General features: G+C 36.2%; 19 protein-coding genes and 1 pseudogene. 16 read left to right on the forward strand and 4 right to left on the reverse strand.

Annotated features, from left to right (window positions below; translation table 11 throughout):
• Nucleotides 1-5 precede the first annotated feature (5 nt).
• From bshB1 to DM800_RS17435, 4 genes are read left to right on the forward strand one after another with little or no spacing between them, the layout of a single operon-like run.
• On the forward strand, nt 6-707 hold the full coding sequence (bshB1, locus tag DM800_RS17420) for a bacillithiol biosynthesis deacetylase BshB1 (RefSeq protein WP_048543522.1): 702 nt from the start codon (nt 6-8) through the stop codon (nt 705-707).
• Complete coding sequence (gene bshA, locus DM800_RS17425) at nt 708-1,853, forward strand: N-acetyl-alpha-D-glucosaminyl L-malate synthase BshA (protein WP_147787262.1); 1,146 nt, start codon at nt 708-710, stop codon at nt 1,851-1,853. It begins immediately after the preceding gene.
• Nucleotides 1,840-3,033 (forward strand): CCA tRNA nucleotidyltransferase, encoded by a 1,194-nt coding sequence (locus tag DM800_RS17430; RefSeq protein ID WP_147787263.1) that lies wholly within the window; start codon nt 1,840-1,842, stop codon nt 3,031-3,033. Before bshA ends, DM800_RS17430 begins: the two co-directional genes overlap by 14 nt.
• A complete protein-coding gene (locus DM800_RS17435) occupies nt 3,018-3,998 on the forward strand; it encodes a biotin--[acetyl-CoA-carboxylase] ligase (RefSeq protein WP_147787264.1) in 981 nt (326 codons plus the stop codon). The genes DM800_RS17430 and DM800_RS17435 overlap by 16 nt, the downstream gene beginning before the upstream one ends.
• Nucleotides 3,999-4,024: 26 nt before the next feature.
• Here the strand turns inward: DM800_RS17435 and DM800_RS17440 are convergent, their stop codons facing one another.
• Nucleotides 4,025-4,414 carry a cupredoxin domain-containing protein gene (locus DM800_RS17440; RefSeq protein WP_147787265.1) on the reverse strand — a complete coding sequence of 130 codons (390 nt, stop codon included), beginning with the start codon at nt 4,412-4,414 and terminating at the stop codon, nt 4,025-4,027.
• A 408-nt stretch (nt 4,415-4,822) separates the two neighbouring features.
• Between DM800_RS17440 and panB the strand changes: the two genes are divergently transcribed.
• The 10 genes from panB to DM800_RS17490 all read left to right on the forward strand — a co-directional run bounded on the left by panB (nt 4,823) and on the right by DM800_RS17490 (nt 13,991).
• On the forward strand, nt 4,823-5,659 hold the full coding sequence (panB, locus tag DM800_RS17445) for a 3-methyl-2-oxobutanoate hydroxymethyltransferase (RefSeq protein WP_000853116.1): 837 nt from the start codon (nt 4,823-4,825) through the stop codon (nt 5,657-5,659).
• Nucleotides 5,659-6,504 carry a pantoate--beta-alanine ligase gene (gene panC / locus DM800_RS17450; RefSeq protein WP_147787266.1) on the forward strand — a complete coding sequence of 282 codons (846 nt, stop codon included), beginning with the start codon at nt 5,659-5,661 and terminating at the stop codon, nt 6,502-6,504. The genes panB and panC overlap by 1 nt, the downstream gene beginning before the upstream one ends.
• A 15-nt stretch (nt 6,505-6,519) precedes the next feature.
• Nucleotides 6,520-6,903, forward strand: coding sequence for an aspartate 1-decarboxylase (panD, locus tag DM800_RS17455; RefSeq protein WP_088062713.1), 384 nt, complete (start codon nt 6,520-6,522; stop codon nt 6,901-6,903).
• 128 nt (nt 6,904-7,031) lie between these two features.
• On the forward strand, nt 7,032-9,836 hold the full coding sequence (gene dinG / locus DM800_RS17460) for an ATP-dependent DNA helicase DinG (RefSeq protein ID WP_147787267.1): 2,805 nt from the start codon (nt 7,032-7,034) through the stop codon (nt 9,834-9,836).
• 250 nt (nt 9,837-10,086) lie between these two features.
• Nucleotides 10,087-10,257 (forward strand): YpmA family protein, encoded by a 171-nt coding sequence (locus DM800_RS17465; RefSeq protein WP_000358351.1) that lies wholly within the window; start codon nt 10,087-10,089, stop codon nt 10,255-10,257.
• Nucleotides 10,258-10,264: 7 nt separating this feature from the next.
• Nucleotides 10,265-10,768, forward strand: coding sequence for a cell wall elongation regulator TseB-like domain-containing protein (locus DM800_RS17470; RefSeq protein WP_147787268.1), 504 nt, complete (start codon nt 10,265-10,267; stop codon nt 10,766-10,768).
• 18 nt (nt 10,769-10,786) lie between these two features.
• The gene (gene aspB / locus DM800_RS17475) at nt 10,787-11,974 is read left to right on the forward strand and encodes an aspartate transaminase AspB (protein WP_088062716.1); all 1,188 of its coding nucleotides are present in this window, start codon (nt 10,787-10,789) and stop codon (nt 11,972-11,974) included.
• Nucleotides 11,975-12,095: 121 nt separating this feature from the next.
• On the forward strand, nt 12,096-12,803 hold the full coding sequence (dnaD, locus tag DM800_RS17480; protein WP_000728534.1) for a DNA replication protein DnaD: 708 nt from the start codon (nt 12,096-12,098) through the stop codon (nt 12,801-12,803).
• A gap of 15 nt (nt 12,804-12,818) precedes the next feature.
• The gene (gene nth / locus DM800_RS17485) at nt 12,819-13,466 is read left to right on the forward strand and encodes an endonuclease III (RefSeq protein WP_046958931.1); all 648 of its coding nucleotides are present in this window, start codon (nt 12,819-12,821) and stop codon (nt 13,464-13,466) included.
• 3 nt (nt 13,467-13,469) lie between these two features.
• Nucleotides 13,470-13,991, forward strand: a complete 522-nt coding sequence (locus DM800_RS17490) for a YpoC family protein (protein WP_147787269.1) — start codon at nt 13,470-13,472, stop codon at nt 13,989-13,991.
• 23 nt (nt 13,992-14,014) lie between these two features.
• Here DM800_RS17490 and DM800_RS17495 read toward each other — a convergent pair.
• Nucleotides 14,015-16,682: pseudogene (locus DM800_RS17495) on the reverse strand (PBP1A family penicillin-binding protein).
• Between the two features lie 65 nt (nt 16,683-16,747).
• On the reverse strand, nt 16,748-17,350 hold the full coding sequence (gene recU / locus DM800_RS17500) for a Holliday junction resolvase RecU (protein WP_147787270.1): 603 nt from the start codon (nt 17,348-17,350) through the stop codon (nt 16,748-16,750).
• A 103-nt stretch (nt 17,351-17,453) separates the two neighbouring features.
• Between recU and DM800_RS17505 the strand changes: the two genes are divergently transcribed.
• Entirely contained in the window at nt 17,454-18,479 is a 1,026-nt protein-coding gene (locus tag DM800_RS17505) for a DUF2515 domain-containing protein (RefSeq protein WP_147787271.1), read from the forward strand.
• Between the two features lie 308 nt (nt 18,480-18,787).
• Here DM800_RS17505 and DM800_RS29255 read toward each other — a convergent pair whose 3' ends face one another.
• Nucleotides 18,788-18,964, reverse strand: coding sequence for a phage portal protein (locus DM800_RS29255; RefSeq protein ID WP_087985562.1), 177 nt, complete (start codon nt 18,962-18,964; stop codon nt 18,788-18,790).
• An 85-nt stretch (nt 18,965-19,049) separates the two neighbouring features.
• Here DM800_RS29255 and DM800_RS17510 point away from each other — a divergent pair, with 85 nt between their 5' ends.
• Nucleotides 19,050-19,292, forward strand: coding sequence for a hypothetical protein (locus tag DM800_RS17510; RefSeq protein ID WP_001252041.1), 243 nt, complete (start codon nt 19,050-19,052; stop codon nt 19,290-19,292).
• Nucleotides 19,293-19,301: the final 9 nt, after the last annotated feature.

A 19,301-nucleotide genomic window follows, 5' to 3' on the forward strand; every position in this document is an offset into this window, starting at 1 on the left:
CAATTATGAGTGGATTACATATATTAGCGTTTGGTGCTCATGCTGATGATGTTGAAATCGGCATGGCTGGTACCATTGCTAAATATACGAAGCAAGGGTATGAAGTAGGTATTTGTGATTTAACAGAAGCTGACCTTTCTTCTAATGGAACGATAGAATTGAGAAAAGAAGAAGCAAAGGCGGCAGCTCGTATAATGGGAGTAAAAACGAGACTGAATTTAGCGATGCCAGACCGTGGTTTGTATATGAAAGAAGAGTATATACGTGAAATTGTAAAGGTGATTCGTACATATAAACCGAAACTAGTTTTCGCGCCGTATTATGAAGATCGTCATCCAGATCATGCAAATTGTGCAAAACTTGTGGAAGAAGCTATTTTTTCAGCGGGAATTCGTAAATATATGCCAGAGGTTTCGCCACATCGCGTGGAGTCTTTTTATTATTATATGATTAATGGTTTTCATAAACCGAATTTTTGTATAGATATAAGTGAGTACCTTTCTATAAAAGTGGAAGCATTAGAAGCGTATGAAAGTCAGTTTTCAACAGGGAGTGATGGTGTGAAAACACCGTTAACAGAAGGTTACGTTGAAACTGTGGTCGCTCGAGAGAAAATGTTTGGAAAAGAAGTTGGAGTCTTATATGCCGAGGGATTTATGAGTAAGAAACCGGTTTTATTACATGCTGATTTAATAGGGGGGATGTAAATGAAATTAAAAATAGGTATTACATGTTATCCTTCTGTAGGTGGTTCTGGAGTTGTTGGAACAGAATTAGGAAAGCAATTAGCGGAACGCGGGCATGAAATTCATTTTATTACATCGGGTTTACCATTCCGGTTAAATAAAGTGTATCCAAACATTTATTTTCATGAAGTGACGGTAAATCAATACTCTGTATTTCAATATCCACCATACGATTTAGCGTTAGCGAGTAAAATGGCAGAGGTTGCACAAAGAGAGAACCTAGATATTTTACATGTGCATTACGCAATACCACATGCCATTTGTGCTTATTTAGCAAAACAAATGATTGGAGAGCGTATTAAAATTGTTACAACCTTGCATGGAACAGATATTACTGTGTTAGGTTCCGACCCTTCGTTAAATAATTTAATTCGTTTTGGTATTGAGCAATCTGATGTTGTGACGGCTGTCTCGCATTCATTGATTAACGAAACGCATGAGCTTGTAAAACCAAATAAAAACATTCAAACGGTATATAACTTTATAGACGAGCGTGTATATTTCAAGCGTGATATGTCTCAATTAAAGAAAGAATACGGTATAAGTGAGAGTGAAAAGATACTGATTCACATTTCAAATTTCCGTAAAGTGAAACGTGTGCAAGATGTTGTTCAGGCATTTGCTAAAATTGTTACAGAAGTAGATGCGAAGTTGCTTCTTGTTGGAGATGGACCAGAATTTTGCACGATTTTACAGATAGTAAAAAATTTACATATTGAAGATCGCGTCTTATTCTTAGGGAAGCAAGATAATGTTGCAGAGCTACTTGCGATGAGTGATTTAATGTTGCTTCTTTCAGAGAAGGAGAGTTTTGGTCTTGTTTTATTAGAAGCGATGGCGTGTGGTGTACCTTGTATCGGAACAAGGGTTGGAGGTATTCCAGAAGTCATTCAACATGGTGAAACAGGATATTTATGTGAAGTTGGCGATCCAACAGGAGTGGCAAATCAAGCCATTCAGCTATTAAAGAATGAAGAACTTCACCGTAATTTGGGAGAGCGAGCAAGAGAAAGTGTTTACGAGCAGTTCCGCTCTGAAAAAATCGTCTCACAATATGAAACGATTTACTATGATGTACTAAGGGATGACAAAAATGGAAAGATTTAAAAAAGCTAGTTCTATTATTGAGACTTTAAAGCAACAAGGACATGAGGCCTACTTTGTCGGTGGAAGCGTACGAGATCTTATTATCGATAGGCCGATTGGAGATATTGATATTGCGACATCTGCTTTACCAGAAGAAGTGATGGCTATATTTCCAAGACATGTTCCTGTTGGTCTTGAGCATGGAACTGTAATTGTGGTAGAAAATGGTGAATCTTATGAGGTAACCACTTTTCGAACAGAGAGCGAATATGAAGATTTTCGAAGACCTAGTAGTGTTCAATTTGTTCGTTCATTAGAAGAGGATTTAAAACGTCGTGATTTCACAATGAATGCAATTGCGATGACAGAAGAAGGCAAAATGGTTGATTTATTTGCTGGACAGCAAGCGATTCAAAAGAGAGAAATTGTGACGGTTGGCAATGCTGCGGATCGTTTTCAAGAAGACGCCCTGCGAATGATGCGTGGTATTCGTTTCGTAAGTACGTTAGGTTTTTCTTTAGAAATGAAAACGAAACAAGCAATAGAAACATATGGACATTTGCTAGAACATATTGCAATTGAGCGAATTACAGTGGAGTTTGAGAAACTGTTAACTGGTACATATTGCGTGAAGGGCTTGCAAGAATTAGTAGAAACGAAGCTATTTTCTCATCTGCCATATTTACAAATGTCAGAAGAGAGATTATTAAAAGCTACGCAGTATAACTGGGATTCTTTTGAAACGGACATTGAGGCATGGGCATTCTTCTTATATTGTATTGGGGAAGAGCATCCATCTGTCTTTTTACGTCAATGGAAGTTTTCGAATAAAAAAATAAAAGATATCGTCGCAGTTTTATTAACACTCCGTACGAGAAAGGAGAAGGATTGGGATACAGTCCTTCTTTATAAAACGGGAATTCATATCGCTGAAATGGCAGAAAGAGTATATGAAGCGATGATTGAAAGCTATGATAATACATCTGTGAAACGAGTACAAACGTTGTTTGAAGCATTGCCAATCAAGAATCGACAAGAAATGAATGTGACTGGGAATGATTTATTAAACTGGGCAAATAAAAAGCCAGGTCCGTGGGTTGCTGAAATGATTCAAAAGGTTGAAGAAGCAATCGTACAAGGAAACGTAGGTAATGAGAAAGAGTGTATAAGGGAGTGGCTGCAAGAATGCAATCTACTATAAGAAAGCAGTTATTGCAAGTTTTTTCAGAAGCGGATGGCGCGTTTGTATCTGGCCAAACGATTAGTGATAAACTTGGTTGTTCAAGAACCGCTGTGTGGAAACATATGGAGGACCTTCGGAATGAGGGATATGAACTTGAAGCTGTGCGTCGATTAGGTTATCGAATTGCGAGTAAGCCAGACAAAGTGACTGCTAATGAAATTCAGTTAGGGTTACAAACAAAACATATCGGTAGAACGGTATGTTTTGAAGAATCTGTTGAATCTACGCAGCATATTGCAGCAAAACTTGCTTATGAAGGTGCAGAAGAAGGAACGATTGTTGTGGCAGAAGAACAAACATCGGGCAGAGGCCGTTTAAGTAGGAAATGGCATTCACCAAAAGGAACAGGAATTTGGATGAGTATTATTTTACGTCCATCAATCCCGGTTCATCATGCACCACAACTTACTTTATTAGCGGCTGTTAGTGTTGCACAAGCAATTGAAAAATGCACGGGTGTAAACGTAGGAATAAAATGGCCAAATGATATTTTAATTCAAGGTAAAAAGGCTGTAGGTATATTAACAGAAATGCAAGCGGACCCTGATAAAATTAATGCTGTCATTATGGGTATTGGTATTAATGCGAATCAAAAGCAAGAACATTTTGATGAGGAAATTCAGCATATTGCTACTTCTTTAGCGATTGAATCCGGTGAGCCAATTGTTCGTGCAGAGCTGATGCAACAAATCTTTTTACAACTAGAAAAATTATATGAAGAGTATTTACAAAATGGTTTCTCTGTCATTAAAATTCTTTGGGAAAGTTACGCTGTGAGCATCGGGAAAGAAATTATCGCTCGAACGATGAGAGAGACAATTACAGGGGTAGCAAAAGGAATTACAGAGGATGGTGTATTGCTTCTGGAGGATCATGAAGGGAAAGTACATCACATTCATTCTGCGGATATCGAAATTAAGTAAAAGAAGTTCCTTTTTGGAACTTCTTTTTATTTGACTATCACTTTGCCTTCCATTCCTTTAAGAAGGTGGTACCGGCATATTAATTCATATGTACCAGTATTTTTAGGTTTCACGGTAATGTTTTTTTCTTTTTCTGACTCGACTACGACATCAATGCCGAGTTTTTTTACTGTAAAGGTGTGTTCATTCTTACCTTTGTTTTTTAATAACAATGTTGTTGACTCTTCAATTGGAATGGTGATGACGTTTGGATGAAAGTAATCATCATTCAGTTCGACCTCAATTACTTTCGTTGAATCGATAGGTTGTGTTAAGACGTTAACTGAGGCAAATGCATGGAAGGAGCTAAAAGTTATCATCCCTCCAATCATCAGAAGCAAACCGGTGAATGGAAATAACCATTTGTTCATAAACATTCGCAATTCTCCTTTTGTAAGTACTTTTCTCAATTAACCTGCATCATTAGTTTAAGAGTTATACGAGGCATTTTAAACAAAGCTGTATCTTTCTATGATTGAGTTATTTATAAAAATTTCACATACCGTAATAGGAATAAAAAATTATTTTTTCAAAAAAATGTAGTAATTCCTTTTTGGAGTTTGCTATAATTAGTTCGAATGTGGGCAGTATCAAAGCGAACTGCACCATGATTCGAAGCAATACGAAAAATAATAACTTGGATTCTGCCTTGATCCAATAACGGACTGGGACAGAGGGATGAATAATGCCGACTAACACACAACCCTTCTGCCCTTTTATGGCCAGAGGGGTTTTTTATATGATTTCGGCCATCTCCTCTCTCCTGTATAAAGGAGGAGTAGTTTTTGAAAACAAAAACAGATTTTTTGAAGATGAAAGAGCAAGGTGAGCCGATTACGATGCTAACGGCGTATGATTATCCATCTGCTAAGTTAGCAGAAGAAGCTGAAGTTGATATGATTCTAGTTGGAGATTCCCTTGGGATGGTTGTGCTAGGCTACGATTCAACAGTACCTGTAACAGTAGAGGATATGATTCATCATACGAAAGCTGTACGCCGAGGGGCGAAAGAGACATTTATTGTAACTGATATGCCATTTATGTCGTATCATGTGTCGCCTCAAGATACGATGGTGAATGCCCGCCGCATTGTTCAAGAGAGTGGTGCTCATGCACTGAAGGTAGAAGGTGCAGGGGAAGTGGTATCAACTATTCATTACTTGACGAATGCGGGAATTCCTGTCGTGGCACACTTAGGCTTAACTCCTCAATCTGTAGGAGTACTAGGTGGGTATAAAGTACAAGGAAAAGATGCTGAAAGTGCAAAAAAATTAATAGAAGATGCGAAGAGATGTGAGGAAGCTGGTGCGATAGCGCTTGTGTTAGAATGTGTGCCAATGCAGTTAGCGGAATTAATTTCGAAGCAACTAACAATTCCGACGATTGGAATTGGAGCAGGGAAAAAAGTAGATGGGCAAGTACTTGTTTATCATGATCTTATCTCATACGGCGTAAATCGTGTTCCGAAATTTGTAAAGCAATATACGTCTGTTCAAGAGGAGATTGTGCGAGGGATTTCACAATACGTTACTGAAGTAAAGACAGGGCAATTTCCAGAAGAAAAACATTCATTCACAATGAAAGAGGAAGAATGCTTAGCGTTATACGGAGGAAAACAATAATGAAAATCGTAACTAAAGTGCAAGAGATGCAGCAAATTACAAACGAACTTCGTATAAGTGGAAAAAGTATTGGTTTTGTTCCAACGATGGGTTATTTACATGAAGGCCATGCGACTTTATTACGTAAGGCAAGAGAAGAAAATGAAATTGTGGTTTTAAGCGTGTTTGTCAATCCGCTACAGTTTGGGCCGAATGAAGATTTAGATCGATACCCTCGTGATATTGATAGAGATGAAAATGTAGCAAAAGAAAACGGTGTAGATTATTTATTTTATCCGAGCGTAGAAGAAATGTATCCAGCAGAACAAACGACAACAGTAGCAGTTGTGAAGCGTACCGATGTATTATGTGGCAAACAAAGACCTGGTCATTTCGCTGGAGTTGCGACTGTACTAATGAAACTATTTAATATTACATTGCCAACGCGTGCTTATTTTGGTATGAAAGATGCACAGCAAGTTGCTGTCATTGAAGGATTTGTCGCTGATTTTAATATTCCGGTTACGATCGTACCAGTGGATATTGTAAGGGAAGTAGATGGATTAGCGAAAAGTTCTCGTAACGTGTATTTATCACAAGAAGAGCGTGAAGAGGCTCCTCATTTATACCGCAGTCTATGTATAGCGAAAGAAAAAATTGAAGCAGGCGAACGTAATGCAGAAATCATTACAACTCTTGTGAAAGAGTATATTGAGACGTATACGAAAGGCACTGTAGATTATGCTGATTTATATGCCTATCCTTCACTACAAGTAATAGATAAAATTGAAGGACGAATCATTTTAGCAATTGCAGTTAAATTTGAGAATGTACGATTAATTGACAATATAACATTAACGGTTTAATAAGGGGGAGCATCTATGTTTCGCACAATGATGAGAGCGAAGTTACATCGCGCTACGGTAACAGAAGCAAATTTAAATTATGTAGGTAGTATTACAATTGATGAAGATTTAATGGATGCAGTAAATATTTTAGAAAATGAAAAAGTACAAATTGTAAATAACAATAATGGTGCGCGCTTAGAGACATATGTTATTAAAGGAGAACGCGGTAGCGGTGTTGTTTGTTTAAATGGTGCAGCTGCAAGGCTTGTACAGCCAGGGGATAAAGTTATTATTATTTGCTACGGTTTAGTGGCAGAAGAAAATATTCATAACCAAGAGCCGAAAATTGCAGTATTAGACGATGATAATCAAATTATCCAAATGTTAGGCACTGAAAAAGCGGGTACGATATTATAAGTAAGAAGGCTATCTCTATTACGGAGATAGCTTTTTTGTGCATCTTTTCATTAAGATGAGATAAAACGTGGTATAGTAACATTATATAATTTTGTGATTGATAGGTAAGAAATTGAGGTGTTACATATATGAGTAAACGTTATGTCGTTGTGGATTTAGAGACGACAGGGAACTCCTGGAAGGACGGGAAGGATAAAATTACCCAAATCGCAGCTGTTGTAGTGGAAGATGGAGAGATACTAGAGATTTTTTCATCTTTTATTAATCCGAAGAGAGAGATTCCGCCATTTATTACAGAATTAACAGGGATTGATGAGAGTATGGTTAAGCAAGCCCCGTTATTTCATGATGTAGCCCCGATGGTTGTTGAGCTATTGCAAGGTGCAGCTTTTGTTGCACATAACGTTCACTTTGATTGGAATTTTTTAACGGAAGAATTAAGGTGGGCTGGATATACAGAAGTACATTGTCCCAAAGTTGATACAGTGGAGTTGGCGCAAATTCTTTTGCCGACAGCTGATAGTTATAAATTACGTGATTTAGCTAAACAACATGAATTAGAGCACGATCAACCGCATCGTGCGGATAGTGATGCTCTTGCAACAGCGGAATTATTTTTACAATTTTTAAATGAAATTGAAAAGTTACCACTTGTCACCTTGCAATCGCTTTATGAATTGAGCGATGTTTTTCAAAGTGATATAGCGGATGTACTTTCTGAAAATATTTTAAAGAAAATGATGCATGGTAGAAAAGTGGCAGAGGGGTATGAAGTGTATCGAAATATTGCGCTTCGAAAACGGAATTATGCTTTAAATCTCAGTGAAACATGTTCATCTAAATTTGATGCTTTCTTGCATAAGGCAATCGATAAACTTGAATTGAATATGCCAAGGTTTGAAAAAAGAGAAAGCCAACAGATTATGATGAAGGAAATATATACAGCACTAAGAGATTCTAGGTTTTCACTAATTGAAGCAGGAACAGGAACAGGAAAGACTCTTGCATATTTACTTCCAAGTATTTATTTTGCAACGAAAAAAGAAGAACCTGTCATCATAAGTACCCAAACAGTACAACTGCAACAACAAATATTAGAAAAAGAAATTCCATTATTACAGAAAATAATGCCATTTTCATTTGAAGTAGCTCTTTTGAAAGGAAGAAAGCATTATCTTTGTCTACATAAATTTGAATATGCTTTGCAAGAGGAAGAGAAAAATTATGATATGGCGCTCACAAAGGCAAAAATTTTAGTGTGGTTATTGCAAACAGAAACTGGCGATCGTGATGAATTAAATATTCCTGAGGGCGGAAAGTTACTTTGGAACCGTATTTGTAGTGATGTACATAGTCCAGGCGGGATGCAAAGCAACTGGTATAGCCGTTGTTTTTATCAACGAGCAAAGAATAAAGCATTATTTGCAGATATCGTTATTACAAATCATGCGTTATTATTTCAAGATTTTTCAAGTGAAGAACCACTATTTGCTTCATGTGAACATATTATTTTTGATGAAGCTCATCATATCGAGGAAGCGGCGAGTAGAATATTAGGTGAACAGTTCTCCTGTATGTATTTTCAATTAGTTTTATCTCGCCTTGGTACGCTAGAAACAGATGATGTACTTTCTAAAGTATATAAAATGATGAAAAAATCAGAGCAAGCCTCTCGTTCGACTTTCCGTATGGTGAGTCATAGTTTGAAGGAATTGAAATTTGATGCGGATGAGCTATTCCAAATGTTACGTGCTTTCATCTTTAAACAAACAAAGCAGGAACAAGGGATAAGCAATATGCCACTCATTTATCGATATAACACGGAAGTAGAGAAAGGTAAGTTATGGGATAGCATTACCGAGTTAACAAATCGTTTTGTATACGATGTAAGAAAATTATTGACTATACTTGAGAAGCAAGTTGATATATTGCAAAGTAAATTAGAATGGGAGATGCATGTTGTTACAGGTGAATTTATGCATTTAATTGAGTTGTTGAGAAAGATGGAAAAATCTTTACAATTACTCATTTTAGAAAAAAATTCATATGTGACATGGATGGAGACTGAAACGAAGGGAACAATTCATTCAACCGTTTTATATGCACAGCCTGTTCATATTGGTGAAAGGCTTGCGGATGAATTTTTAACACAGAAAAAGAGTGTTATTTTCACATCAGCAACGTTAACAGTAAACGATTCATTTGACTATATAAAAGAGGAGCTAGGTTTACATGATTTTGCTCCCAATACATTACAGGTTCCATCACCATTCCGTTTTGAAGAACAAATGAAATTAATGGTTTCAACAGATGTGCCTTTTATTAAGCAAGCAAGTAATGAAGAATATATTGAATCTGTGTCGGCACATATTGCAAAAATCGCGAAAGCTACAAAAGGTAGAATGCTTGTTTTATTCACTTCGTATGAAATGTTGAAAGAAGCGTATACGAATTTGAAAAATGATGAGGAATTAGAGGGGTATTTATTATTAACGCAAAGTGTAAATAATAAGAGCCGAAGTCGTCTCATTCGTAAATTTCAAGAGTTCGACAAATCGATTTTGTTAGGAACAAGTAGTTTTTGGGAAGGGATAGATATACCTGGAGATGCCCTTAGTTGTCTTGTTATTGTACGGCTTCCCTTTACGCCTCCTCATCAACCGATGATGGAAGCAAAAGGAGAGTGGTTAAAAAATCAAGGAGAGGACGTATTCGCTAAGTTAGCACTCCCGCAAGCAATCTTGCGTTTCAAACAAGGATTTGGTCGTCTGATTAGAACAAGTACAGATACCGGAACAGTATTTGTATTAGACCGTCGTTTGATAAGCGCTTCTTATGGAAAACGTTTTTTACAATCAATCCCAACTGTTCCGCTTTATGAAGGCCCTCTAGAAGAATTATTAGAACAATTAAAGGCGTGGCCAAATAAATAAAATTGGAAGAAAAATACGCCTGAAGTACATTTAAGCTACAGGCGTAAAAAATGTGGGTAGGAGGAATTTTATTTTTCTTACTTCTTGTATACAAAATGTATTGGTTTTCGACTTGAAACCTTTTTTTGCAGTACATGTCCTGCTATAATAGATGGGTGATGAAGCAGGGGTTGTAAAGAATGTACTCTTATTGTAACCGTATTGCGTTCTTCTATAATTAGAAATTTTTGTGTAACGGAGGAGTTTTTTCATGGATAAGAAAATCGAAGTCCTATCAACGACGCGTATTAAATATTCGTCTGACTTGTATAAAATTGTTGATAGTTTGAATCGTACGTTAAAAGAACAGGACCTCATGTTCGGATTAGCATTAGACGAAAAAGATAAAGAAATAGCTGTATTTACGATTTACAGAACGTAGTGATACAATGAAAAAGTGGATCTTTGCAATCGTTATCGTAATCGTTGCTAGCGGAATATATGGGGCGTATGTTTACAATAAAGCAATGGAAAAGAAAATCCCTAAAGAGGCAAAATCTATAGAAATTGCGAAAGAAAAGGCAAAGCTTACAAAAGTAAAATCTGTTGATTATTATAATGGAGAATCTTCATATACAGTCGTACAAGGTACAGATGAAGAAGGAGAAAAACTTATCGTTTGGGTGCCTGAGAAAAAAGGGGAAACTATAGTAAGGAAAAAGAGCGAAGGTATTTCTGAAAAAGATGCTTTACAAAGAACGATTGAACAAGTCGGAGATGACAGTAAAGAGTCCAAGAGTAAGCCTAAAGAAATTTTAAAAGTAAAATTAGGCGTTGAAAACAATATACCACTATGGGAAGTTACATATATTGATGATGACAATCGTTATAGTTACTACAATCTTGCATTTCAAGATGGTCAGTTTTTAAAACGATATAGCATTGAAAAATAGATGTAGGGGGAACTACAAATGAAATTAGCAAAGCGAGTAGCTGCTTTAACACCATCTGCAACTTTAGAAATTACAGCAAAGGCACAAGCATTAAAAGCAGAAGGTCATGATGTAATTGGATTAGGGGCAGGAGAACCTGACTTTAATACGCCAGAACATATTATGGATGCTGCACATAAAGCGATGTTAGAAGGACATACGAAGTATACACCAACAGGTGGATTACAAGCGTTAAAACAAGAAATTGTGAAGAAGTTTACACGTGATCAAGGAATTGCGTATGATCCATCTGAAATTATTGTATGTAACGGTGCAAAGCATGCATTATATACATTATTCCAAGTGTTACTTGATGAAGGAGATGAAGTTATCATCCCAACTCCTTATTGGGTAAGTTATCCTGAGCAAGTAAAGCTTGCTGGAGGTAAGCCAGTTTACGTAGAAGGCCTGGAAGACAATGAGTACAAAATTACAGCGAAGCAGCTGCGTGAGGCAATTACAGAGAAAACGAAAGCAGTTATTATTAATTCACCGAGCAATCCAACAGGAATGATTTATAGCAAAGAGGAATTACAACAGCTTGGAGAAATATGTTTAGAACACGATATTTTAATCGTTTCAGATGAAATTTATGAAAAATTAATTTATGGTGGAGCAGAATATACTTCGATTGCCCAGCTTTCTAATGCATTAAAAGAACAAACACTTATTATTAATGGTGTATCTAAATCTCATTCTATGACAGGATGGCGTATTGGATATGCAGCAGGAAATAAGCAGCTTATTAAAGCGATGACGAACTTAGCGAGTCATAGTACGTCAAACCCTACTTCAATCGCTCAATACGGCGCAATTGCAGCATATGCAGGCTCACAAGAACCTGTAGAAACAATGCGTCAAGCATTTGAAGAAAGATTAAACATTATTTATGATAAATTAATTCAAATCCCTGGCTTTACTTGCATAAAACCACAAGGTGCATTTTACTTATTCCCTAATGTAAAAGAAGCTGTAGCTTTATCAGGATACGAAACTGTGGATGATTGGGCAAAAGCTCTATTAGAAGAGGAAAAAGTGGCTCTTGTACCAGGTACAGGATTTGGTGCTCCAAATAACGTTCGTTTATCATATGCGACATCTCTTGAACAAGTAGAGAAAGCATTAGAACGCATTCATACGTTTATGAAAAGTAAAGTGCAAGCTTAATTGTATATTTTATTAACGCAATACAAAAAACCTTCCTACATAATAGGAAGGTTTTTTTGACGAATTGTGGCAAAAAGAAATAGCGAAAGGTGTGTTATACTAGAGAGCGAGGTGTTTGGTGATGAAAAAGAAAATGATGTTACAGTGGTTTGAGCAGGGAAGCATTGCAATTCCAAAATTACTTATGATGCATTATAAAAAATTAGGGTTAAATGAAATGGAATTTATGGTTGTACTTCATGTACACACATTTTTAGAATCGGGCAATTCGTTTCCGACTCCGTCAGAGATTTCAGAACGGATGACGATTACTGAAATGAAATGTATGGAAGTAATTCAGACATTGATTCAAAAAGGTTTTTTATCACTAGAAGGTGGACAAAAATCAGAAGCGATGATGTGTGAAAGTTATTCTTTACAACCGCTATGGGAAAAAATATTGCATTTCTTAATGAACGAATCAATAGAGGAAGAACAAAAAGAAATAAAACAACTGCAAGTAAATTTATATACAGTATTTGAAAAAGAATTTGGAAGACCACTTTCTCCGTTTGAATGTGAAACGTTGGGTATGTGGGAAGATCAAGATCAACATCATCCGAATTTAATTCAAGCGGCCCTCAGGGAAGCTGTAATGAGCGGTAAGCTTAATTTCCGATATATTGATCGTATTTTATTTGAGTGGAAAAAGAATGGTATTAAAACAGTAGATCAAGCCCAAAACCAAGGACGGAAATTTAGAGCAAATCAACAACGAACGCAGCAAACGACAAAACAAGAGACGAAATTTACTGGGAAAGTGCCTTTTTATAATTGGTTGGAGCAGTAATGTAGGAGGAAGTATATGTTAAATAAAACGCAAATTCGCTATTGTTTAGACACAATGGCGGATATGTATCCAGAAGCACATTGTGAATTAATTCATGATAATCCATTTGAATTAGTAATCGCGGTGGCGTTATCTGCACAATGTACAGATGCACTTGTAAATAAAGTGACGAAAAATTTATTTCAAAAATATAAAACACCAGAAGATTATTTAAGCGTGTCTTTAGAAGAATTACAACAAGATATACGTTCCATTGGATTGTTTAGAAATAAGGCGAAAAATATTCAAAAATTGTGCCAGATGTTGCTAGATGATTATAACGGGAAAGTTCCAGAAGACCGTGACGAGCTGACGAAATTACCAGGAGTAGGAAGAAAGACAGCGAATGTAGTTGTTTCGGTTGCATTTGGAATTCCAGCGATTGCTGTTGATACGCATGTAGAGAGAGTGAGTAAACGGTTAGCGATTTGTAGGTGGAAAGATTCGGTGTTAGAAGTAGAAAAGACATTAATGAAGAAAGTTCCGATGGATGAATGGGGCGTTACACATCATCGTATGATTTTCTTTGGGCGTTACCACTGTAAAGCACAGCGACCACAATGTGAAGAGTGCCGATTACTAGAAGTGTGTCGTGAAGGAAAGAAGCGAATGAAGGGGAAATAAAGGATGGAGCGAGTAGTTATAGAAATACCGAAAGAATTTCGGTGCTTACCATTTTTTACAGAAAGCGTAACTTCGATTACGTATCATACAGATCAGTCTTTTGAAGAAATAATACAAAATACTTACTTTATATTTGATATTGAAAGACAATATGAGCCGTGGAATGAAATTGAAAATAGTATTCCTGTACTGTTGAATGTATGGAAAAGTAAGCATGAAGACATTGCTACACTATTTCGAAACAGAAATAAGCAAGAAGTTGAAGGTCCAATGATTCTTTTTGCGGCACATTTGTTATCGATTGTATATTGGCTAAATGAGCAACCTGTTGATAGTTTGAATGAAATGGAAGCTTATACGAGTAAATTGGAAGTACAACCAGTTAATTTTATAGAGCGATATTCGTTCATTATAAAAAAAACGAATAATTATCATTCTTATATTCAGTTAGCGCAGTTGTATATTGAAATAGAAAAGCTATATGTAAAGAAAATGATAACAAAAAAGAAGTCCTTTTCTCGTTAAGAGAAAGGACTTCTTTTTTTGTATTAAGACTCTGTTGTAACAACATTTCCGTCTGCGTGTGGTGTATCTTCACCTGTATTTTGTTGTTGCTGCTCTTGTTGTTTCTTAGCTTCTTCTTCAGCTTTTTTTCTAGCTTCTTCTTCAGCTTTTTTTCTAGCTTCCTCTTCAGCTTTCTTTTGAGCTTCTTCTTGCTGTTTATGTTGTTGTTCTTGTTGTTTTTTAGCTTCTTCTTCAGCTTTTTTTAGCTTCTTCTTCAGCTTTTTTCTTGGCTTCTTCTTGTTTTAATTTATCTTCATTAGCCTTTTTCTGAGCTTCCTCATCAGCTTTTTTCTTAGCTTCTTCTTCGGCTTTCTTTTTGGCAGCTTCCTCTTCAGTTTTCTTCGCATCTGGAGTTCCGCCAGGCGCAGTGAAGGATGCTCCAACTGCTGGGCTTGTTCCAGTACCTTTTTTCGCTACCACAGAGAAGCTGTAAGTAACGCCTGGTTTAATACCACCAAGAGAAGCTGTCGTACCATTTATTGATAAACTACCACTTGAACCGTCAGTTGCTTTATAGCTTGCTGCATACGCATCAACTTCTGCTGGTCCAGACCAGTTTAGTGTAACGGTGCTAGCCCCATCGAAAGTAACATTAAGACCACTAGGTGCATCTACTTTAATTTGTTTCACTGCATCTTTCTTAGCACCTTTTACGTACAATTCACCATTTAATTCTTGTACAGAAGAAGGACGTTCGAAACGGGATTTATCTGTAGCGAATTTGCTCATCATTACTTGGAACATTTGTTGTGCAATTCTAGTATAACGATCACTAATGTAGTTTTCTGGGCCATTTTTTTCGTAACCAGTCCATACTGCCATTGTATATTGCGGTGTATATCCAGCGAACCAGCTATCTCTGTTTGCATCAGCTGGAATACCATATTTTTTAATAACGTCTTCATCAAAGTTTTGTGTTCCTGTTTTACCGGCAACATCAACACCTGAAACGTATGCTGTTGGACCAGTACCGCCAGCACCAGGTTTTACTACGTCACGAAGAACGTCAGTCACCATGTAAGCTGTGTAGTCTTGCATCGCACGTTGTTCTTTCGGTTTAAAACTTTTCTTTTTCCCATCTGGGAAGATAACTTCTTTTACGAAGTGCGGTTTATTGTAGTTCCCACCGTTACCAAAGGCTGCATATGACCCCGCTAATTGTAATGGAGAACTATCGTTACTACCAATTGCTGTTGATTCATATGTTTTGCCGTCTTTAAATGTCATACCTAAACCTTCAGCAAACGCTTGTGACTTAGGAAGACCAACCGCTTGAGCTGTCTTTAAAGCTGGGATGTTTAATGATTTTTTCAAAGCTTCACGTAGTGAAACGTCACCTTTGTAACTATTTGTTGCATTTCGTATTTTTTTACCAGTGGAATACGTATACTCTGAGTCATTTAATTGATGATATGTAGACCATTGTAAATTCTCAATTGCTGGACCGTAGTCGAAAATTGGTTTCATTGTTGAACCAACTTGGCGTTTTAAATCAGTGGCCATATTATGACCTTTGAAAGTAGACTTACTTTCTTTACGCCCAGCTCCAATTGCTCGAACTTCTCCAGATTGTGTATCCATAAATACGAATGATCCTTGGAATTGATCGTTCGGATACTTAATAAGATTGCCATCCATAATTTTATCAGCATAATCTTGCGCATCTTGATCAAGTGTTGTATGAATTGTTAAACCATCTGAACCGATATTTACATCGGGATATTCTTTTTCAACTTCTTTTACAACAGCATCTAAAAATGCTTGATACTTCATCTCTGTTACTTCTGAAGATGGTTGAAGACCCTCAGTTACAGGGATTTTCGTTGCGTTATCCATTTCAGCTTTTGTTATATAACCATGTCGATTCATTAATGACAATACGACATTACGACGATTTGTTGCTCGTTCAACATTTTCCTTTTTGGTTGGATCATAAATGTTTGGACCTTGGGGTAAACCAGCGAGCATAGCAGCTTCATGTAACTGTAAGTCTTTTAAATCTTTGTTATAATATTTTTGGGCTGCTGTTGCAATACCGTACGAACGGTTACCTAAGTTAATCTTATTTAAGTACATTTCTAAGATCTCATGTTTAGAGTATTGTTGCTCTAATTTGTAAGATAGGTACCATTCTTGTACTTTTCTCTTCGCAGTTTTGTCCATCGTTAGAAAATAGTTTTTGACTACTTGTTGTGTAATCGTACTACCACCTTGAGATCCGAACCCTCCAGTGACATTTTCCATAACTGCTTTTGTAGTTCGTTTAAAATCAATTCCATTATGATCATAGAAACGTGAATCCTCAGTTGCAAGGAATGCACTTTCAACTACCTTTGGAATTTGATCATACGTAACGTGGGTTCGTTTTTCAGCACCGTATTCATAGAAAAAGTTCCCATTCTTATCAAGAAACTTTGTTGATAAAGGATTGACAAGTTTTGATTTGTCTAATTTTGGAGCGTCCTTCACCATAACAAAGAAAGCGGAAACGCTAGCTATAAGACCAACGATACCAAGAAGTAGACAACCTATAAGGAATTTTTTAAAAAAGGAGCCTTTTTTCTTTGGTTTTTTTTCTTTATTTGTTTCTTGCTTTTGATTTTGATTTTTTACATGATTTCGTTCTGTACGAGAACGATAATTATCTGACATTATACTTTCTCCTACCTTTCATTCTCTCCCCAAAAGTCGAAAAAAGAGCCTTAGTGATGACTCTATCACGAAAAATAAACCGTGTCTAGTACACGGATATAATCAATCCGAGGGTGATAACCGCATGATAATAAAGATCCAAGCTCTTCTATTTCTTCTTTCGTAATCGATTTCCGTCCACCAGTATTTTGACGATTCCAAAATGCAATAATATGTTTTGCATCTAGTAAATAAAGTTCATCAAAAAGTGTAAATTTAATAATAACAAATGCAATTCCATCATGAACGATTACTTGCTTCATATGTTCAATTTGATGAAGGTGGAAGTTTTGAAGTGGAAAGCTGGTTTTATTTTTTGTTTCTTTCGCTTCAAAATCGATGTATTTCCCTTTGTATACACCGTTGTAATCTGTTGTAGAAGGTTGTTTAAAATACGCTTCTTTTACCACTGCAGCACTTCGAGCGGGGTAATCTACTTTTACAATTTGAAGAGGTGTAGGTTTTTTATGTACACATGCAATATTATGGGTTAAGTAATATTCATTTGTTTCATTCAATTCCTCTTCAAGGGACATACCTCTATTACTATAAGTATGTTTTTTAATTGGTGTTTTATGAGGTTGTGAAGCTTGATTGTACCGTTTTCCGTTTGGGTAACGAATGGTCATAGTGTGTCCACTCCCAACTTGCTAAGAATTACTTACAAAGGTGATTATAACAAAAAATGAAAAAAGATGTGACCTTTTTGAAGAAAGGTATGATGACTTATTTATGTTTACATGGAATGATTATGAGAAAATTAAACAATATCGTAAAAATATGGTTTGTACAGACGAAGAAAAAACAATCGTTTATAACATTAAGAGGAAAATAGAAATGGCTAATATGGACAATATTTCTCGAACACAGTCTTATCAAGAATATTATGTAAGGAACAGTGAAATTAGGTGGGCCTTTTTAGCAAGTATGGTCTCGAGAAATGCTGGATGGAATATGACTGATTTAAAAGGGAGATATTATGCTACTGTTTTACCTCAAACAGTAAAAAAACATTTGTTTCTGACTTATGAAGAAGCGAATTGGATTATTTTTTTAGATGCATTTCCTCAGCTATTGTTATACGAAGAAAGTAAGAGGAGGCAGGTACCACTATTCTATTTGTTACAATATTTTAACGTATCAATTTTTATGGAAAAAGAATGGATTTATTTTTGGGAAAAAAAAGATATAAATAGGCTCATGACAGCGCTTATTATAAATGAGCAAAATAAAATTCAAAAACCAGTTATTGAGAATACATATTTTAAAAAACATGTATTCCATACTGCACTTTTTAAATTGCAAGAAATGCTTCATATTAGTGCTGTTATTTTTCCGACTGTTGAAGGGAGGATGTATGGTTTTTCAGTTTATCAATTTGAAACGTTACAAAAGCGTATAGAACTAGGGCAGAAATTAGCGGAGTTACTGTTTCATCCGAATTATAAAAGTTTATTCCATAGGTTTGCATTGCAAACTATACACACAGGATCAAGAGCAGATTATGAATATTATGTAAGAGACGCTAGAAAATCTTGTACGCCAGCCCTTAGAGAGGTTTATCCTGTCGTTGCACATAAGGAAATAAGTATGAGAGATTGGTTTTGTAGAGATATGGAAATAAATGAGTTGTTTCTACTGGAAGAGTATAAGGGTGAAGTTGATATAACAGAATGGTATAAAAGAAAGAGGGAGCAAATCTATGTTGCTTCTATCGTAAATCGTTTTGTTAAAAGGATGGATGAGTTCGTGATATAATAAAAAAGAAGTCCCGTCTTCATAAATGAAGACGGGACTTCTTAATGTGAAGTAATCCTGCCGTGTATGCTAACAATTTAATCTCAAAACGTAATGAATATAAGAGATTAAGGATGCTTCAGAAATTAGCTTTTTGTAAAAGTGCTAAAGTTTCACTTTATCCCGCTACTTGCCGGGCAGTAAGACCCACGTCTCAAAATTCAGTGAAAGCAAAGAATTTAGGTGTGAATCAACTGCCCGTAAAAGCCCGATTGAGAAGGCTAATAATCAGTGGGGATGAACAAAACCCCGCTGATTAAAGTTTCACTTTATGTAGCAGGGAAGTTTGGACCATCTAACTTAGGGTTGCCAGTCTCGGGTTTATTTTGTTTGTTTTGTTTTTTCTTTTTGTCGTTTTTGTTCTTTGTCATTTTCATACACCTCCTTTTTGTATTGTTACCATTTCTATAAATGACATACAAAATGATTTCTTTGACGAATAACAACTAGTTTTGTCATGTGAGCAGGAGTGAGGAGTCATTCGGCGAAATTACATGACAAAGGAAAAGCAAAGAAGGGGGCGTTTTGTATATGGCGATGGTTCAGAAGGAAGATGTAATGAAAACAATGGATCAAATGTTAAGTTCTCTCGATTTGCTGGAAATGAATATAGGGATTAGAATGAATCATGCATTGAAGGATACGGGTGAAAAAATATGCAATAAGATAGAAATAACAGAAATGCATATTGAGCATATGGAAAATAAATTAGTGCATCACGAAGAAAAAGGGAATTGGGTGAAGGCATTTCAAAACGTCGTAGTGAGTGCATAATAAGGTGGG

The organism is Bacillus sp. AY18-3 (genome assembly GCF_008042305.1).
Classification (GTDB): Bacteria; Bacillota; Bacilli; order Bacillales; family Bacillaceae_G; genus Bacillus_A; species Bacillus_A wiedmannii.

Bases quoted from the DNA above. Each gene is read 5' to 3' on its own strand.
- bshB1 (WP_048543522.1), top strand. From the start codon at position 6: ATGAGTGGATTACATATATTAGCGTTTGGTGCTCATGCTGATGATGTT.
- bshA (WP_147787262.1), top strand. From the start codon at position 708: ATGAAATTAAAAATAGGTATTACATGTTATCCTTCTGTAGGTGGTTCT.
- DM800_RS17430 (WP_147787263.1), top strand. From the start codon at position 1,840: ATGGAAAGATTTAAAAAAGCTAGTTCTATTATTGAGACTTTAAAGCAA.
- DM800_RS17435 (WP_147787264.1), top strand. From the start codon at position 3,018: ATGCAATCTACTATAAGAAAGCAGTTATTGCAAGTTTTTTCAGAAGCG.
- DM800_RS17440 (WP_147787265.1), bottom strand. From the start codon at position 4,414: ATGTTTATGAACAAATGGTTATTTCCATTCACCGGTTTGCTTCTGATG.
- panC (WP_147787266.1), top strand. From the start codon at position 5,659: ATGAAAATCGTAACTAAAGTGCAAGAGATGCAGCAAATTACAAACGAA.
- panD (WP_088062713.1), top strand. From the start codon at position 6,520: ATGTTTCGCACAATGATGAGAGCGAAGTTACATCGCGCTACGGTAACA.
- dinG (WP_147787267.1), top strand. From the start codon at position 7,032: ATGAGTAAACGTTATGTCGTTGTGGATTTAGAGACGACAGGGAACTCC.
- DM800_RS17465 (WP_000358351.1), top strand. From the start codon at position 10,087: ATGGATAAGAAAATCGAAGTCCTATCAACGACGCGTATTAAATATTCG.
- DM800_RS17470 (WP_147787268.1), top strand. From the start codon at position 10,265: ATGAAAAAGTGGATCTTTGCAATCGTTATCGTAATCGTTGCTAGCGGA.
- aspB (WP_088062716.1), top strand. From the start codon at position 10,787: ATGAAATTAGCAAAGCGAGTAGCTGCTTTAACACCATCTGCAACTTTA.
- dnaD (WP_000728534.1), top strand. From the start codon at position 12,096: ATGAAAAAGAAAATGATGTTACAGTGGTTTGAGCAGGGAAGCATTGCA.
- nth (WP_046958931.1), top strand. From the start codon at position 12,819: ATGTTAAATAAAACGCAAATTCGCTATTGTTTAGACACAATGGCGGAT.
- DM800_RS17490 (WP_147787269.1), top strand. From the start codon at position 13,470: ATGGAGCGAGTAGTTATAGAAATACCGAAAGAATTTCGGTGCTTACCA.
- recU (WP_147787270.1), bottom strand. From the start codon at position 17,350: ATGACCATTCGTTACCCAAACGGAAAACGGTACAATCAAGCTTCACAA.
- DM800_RS17505 (WP_147787271.1), top strand. From the start codon at position 17,454: ATGTTTACATGGAATGATTATGAGAAAATTAAACAATATCGTAAAAAT.
- DM800_RS17510 (WP_001252041.1), top strand. From the start codon at position 19,050: ATGGCGATGGTTCAGAAGGAAGATGTAATGAAAACAATGGATCAAATG.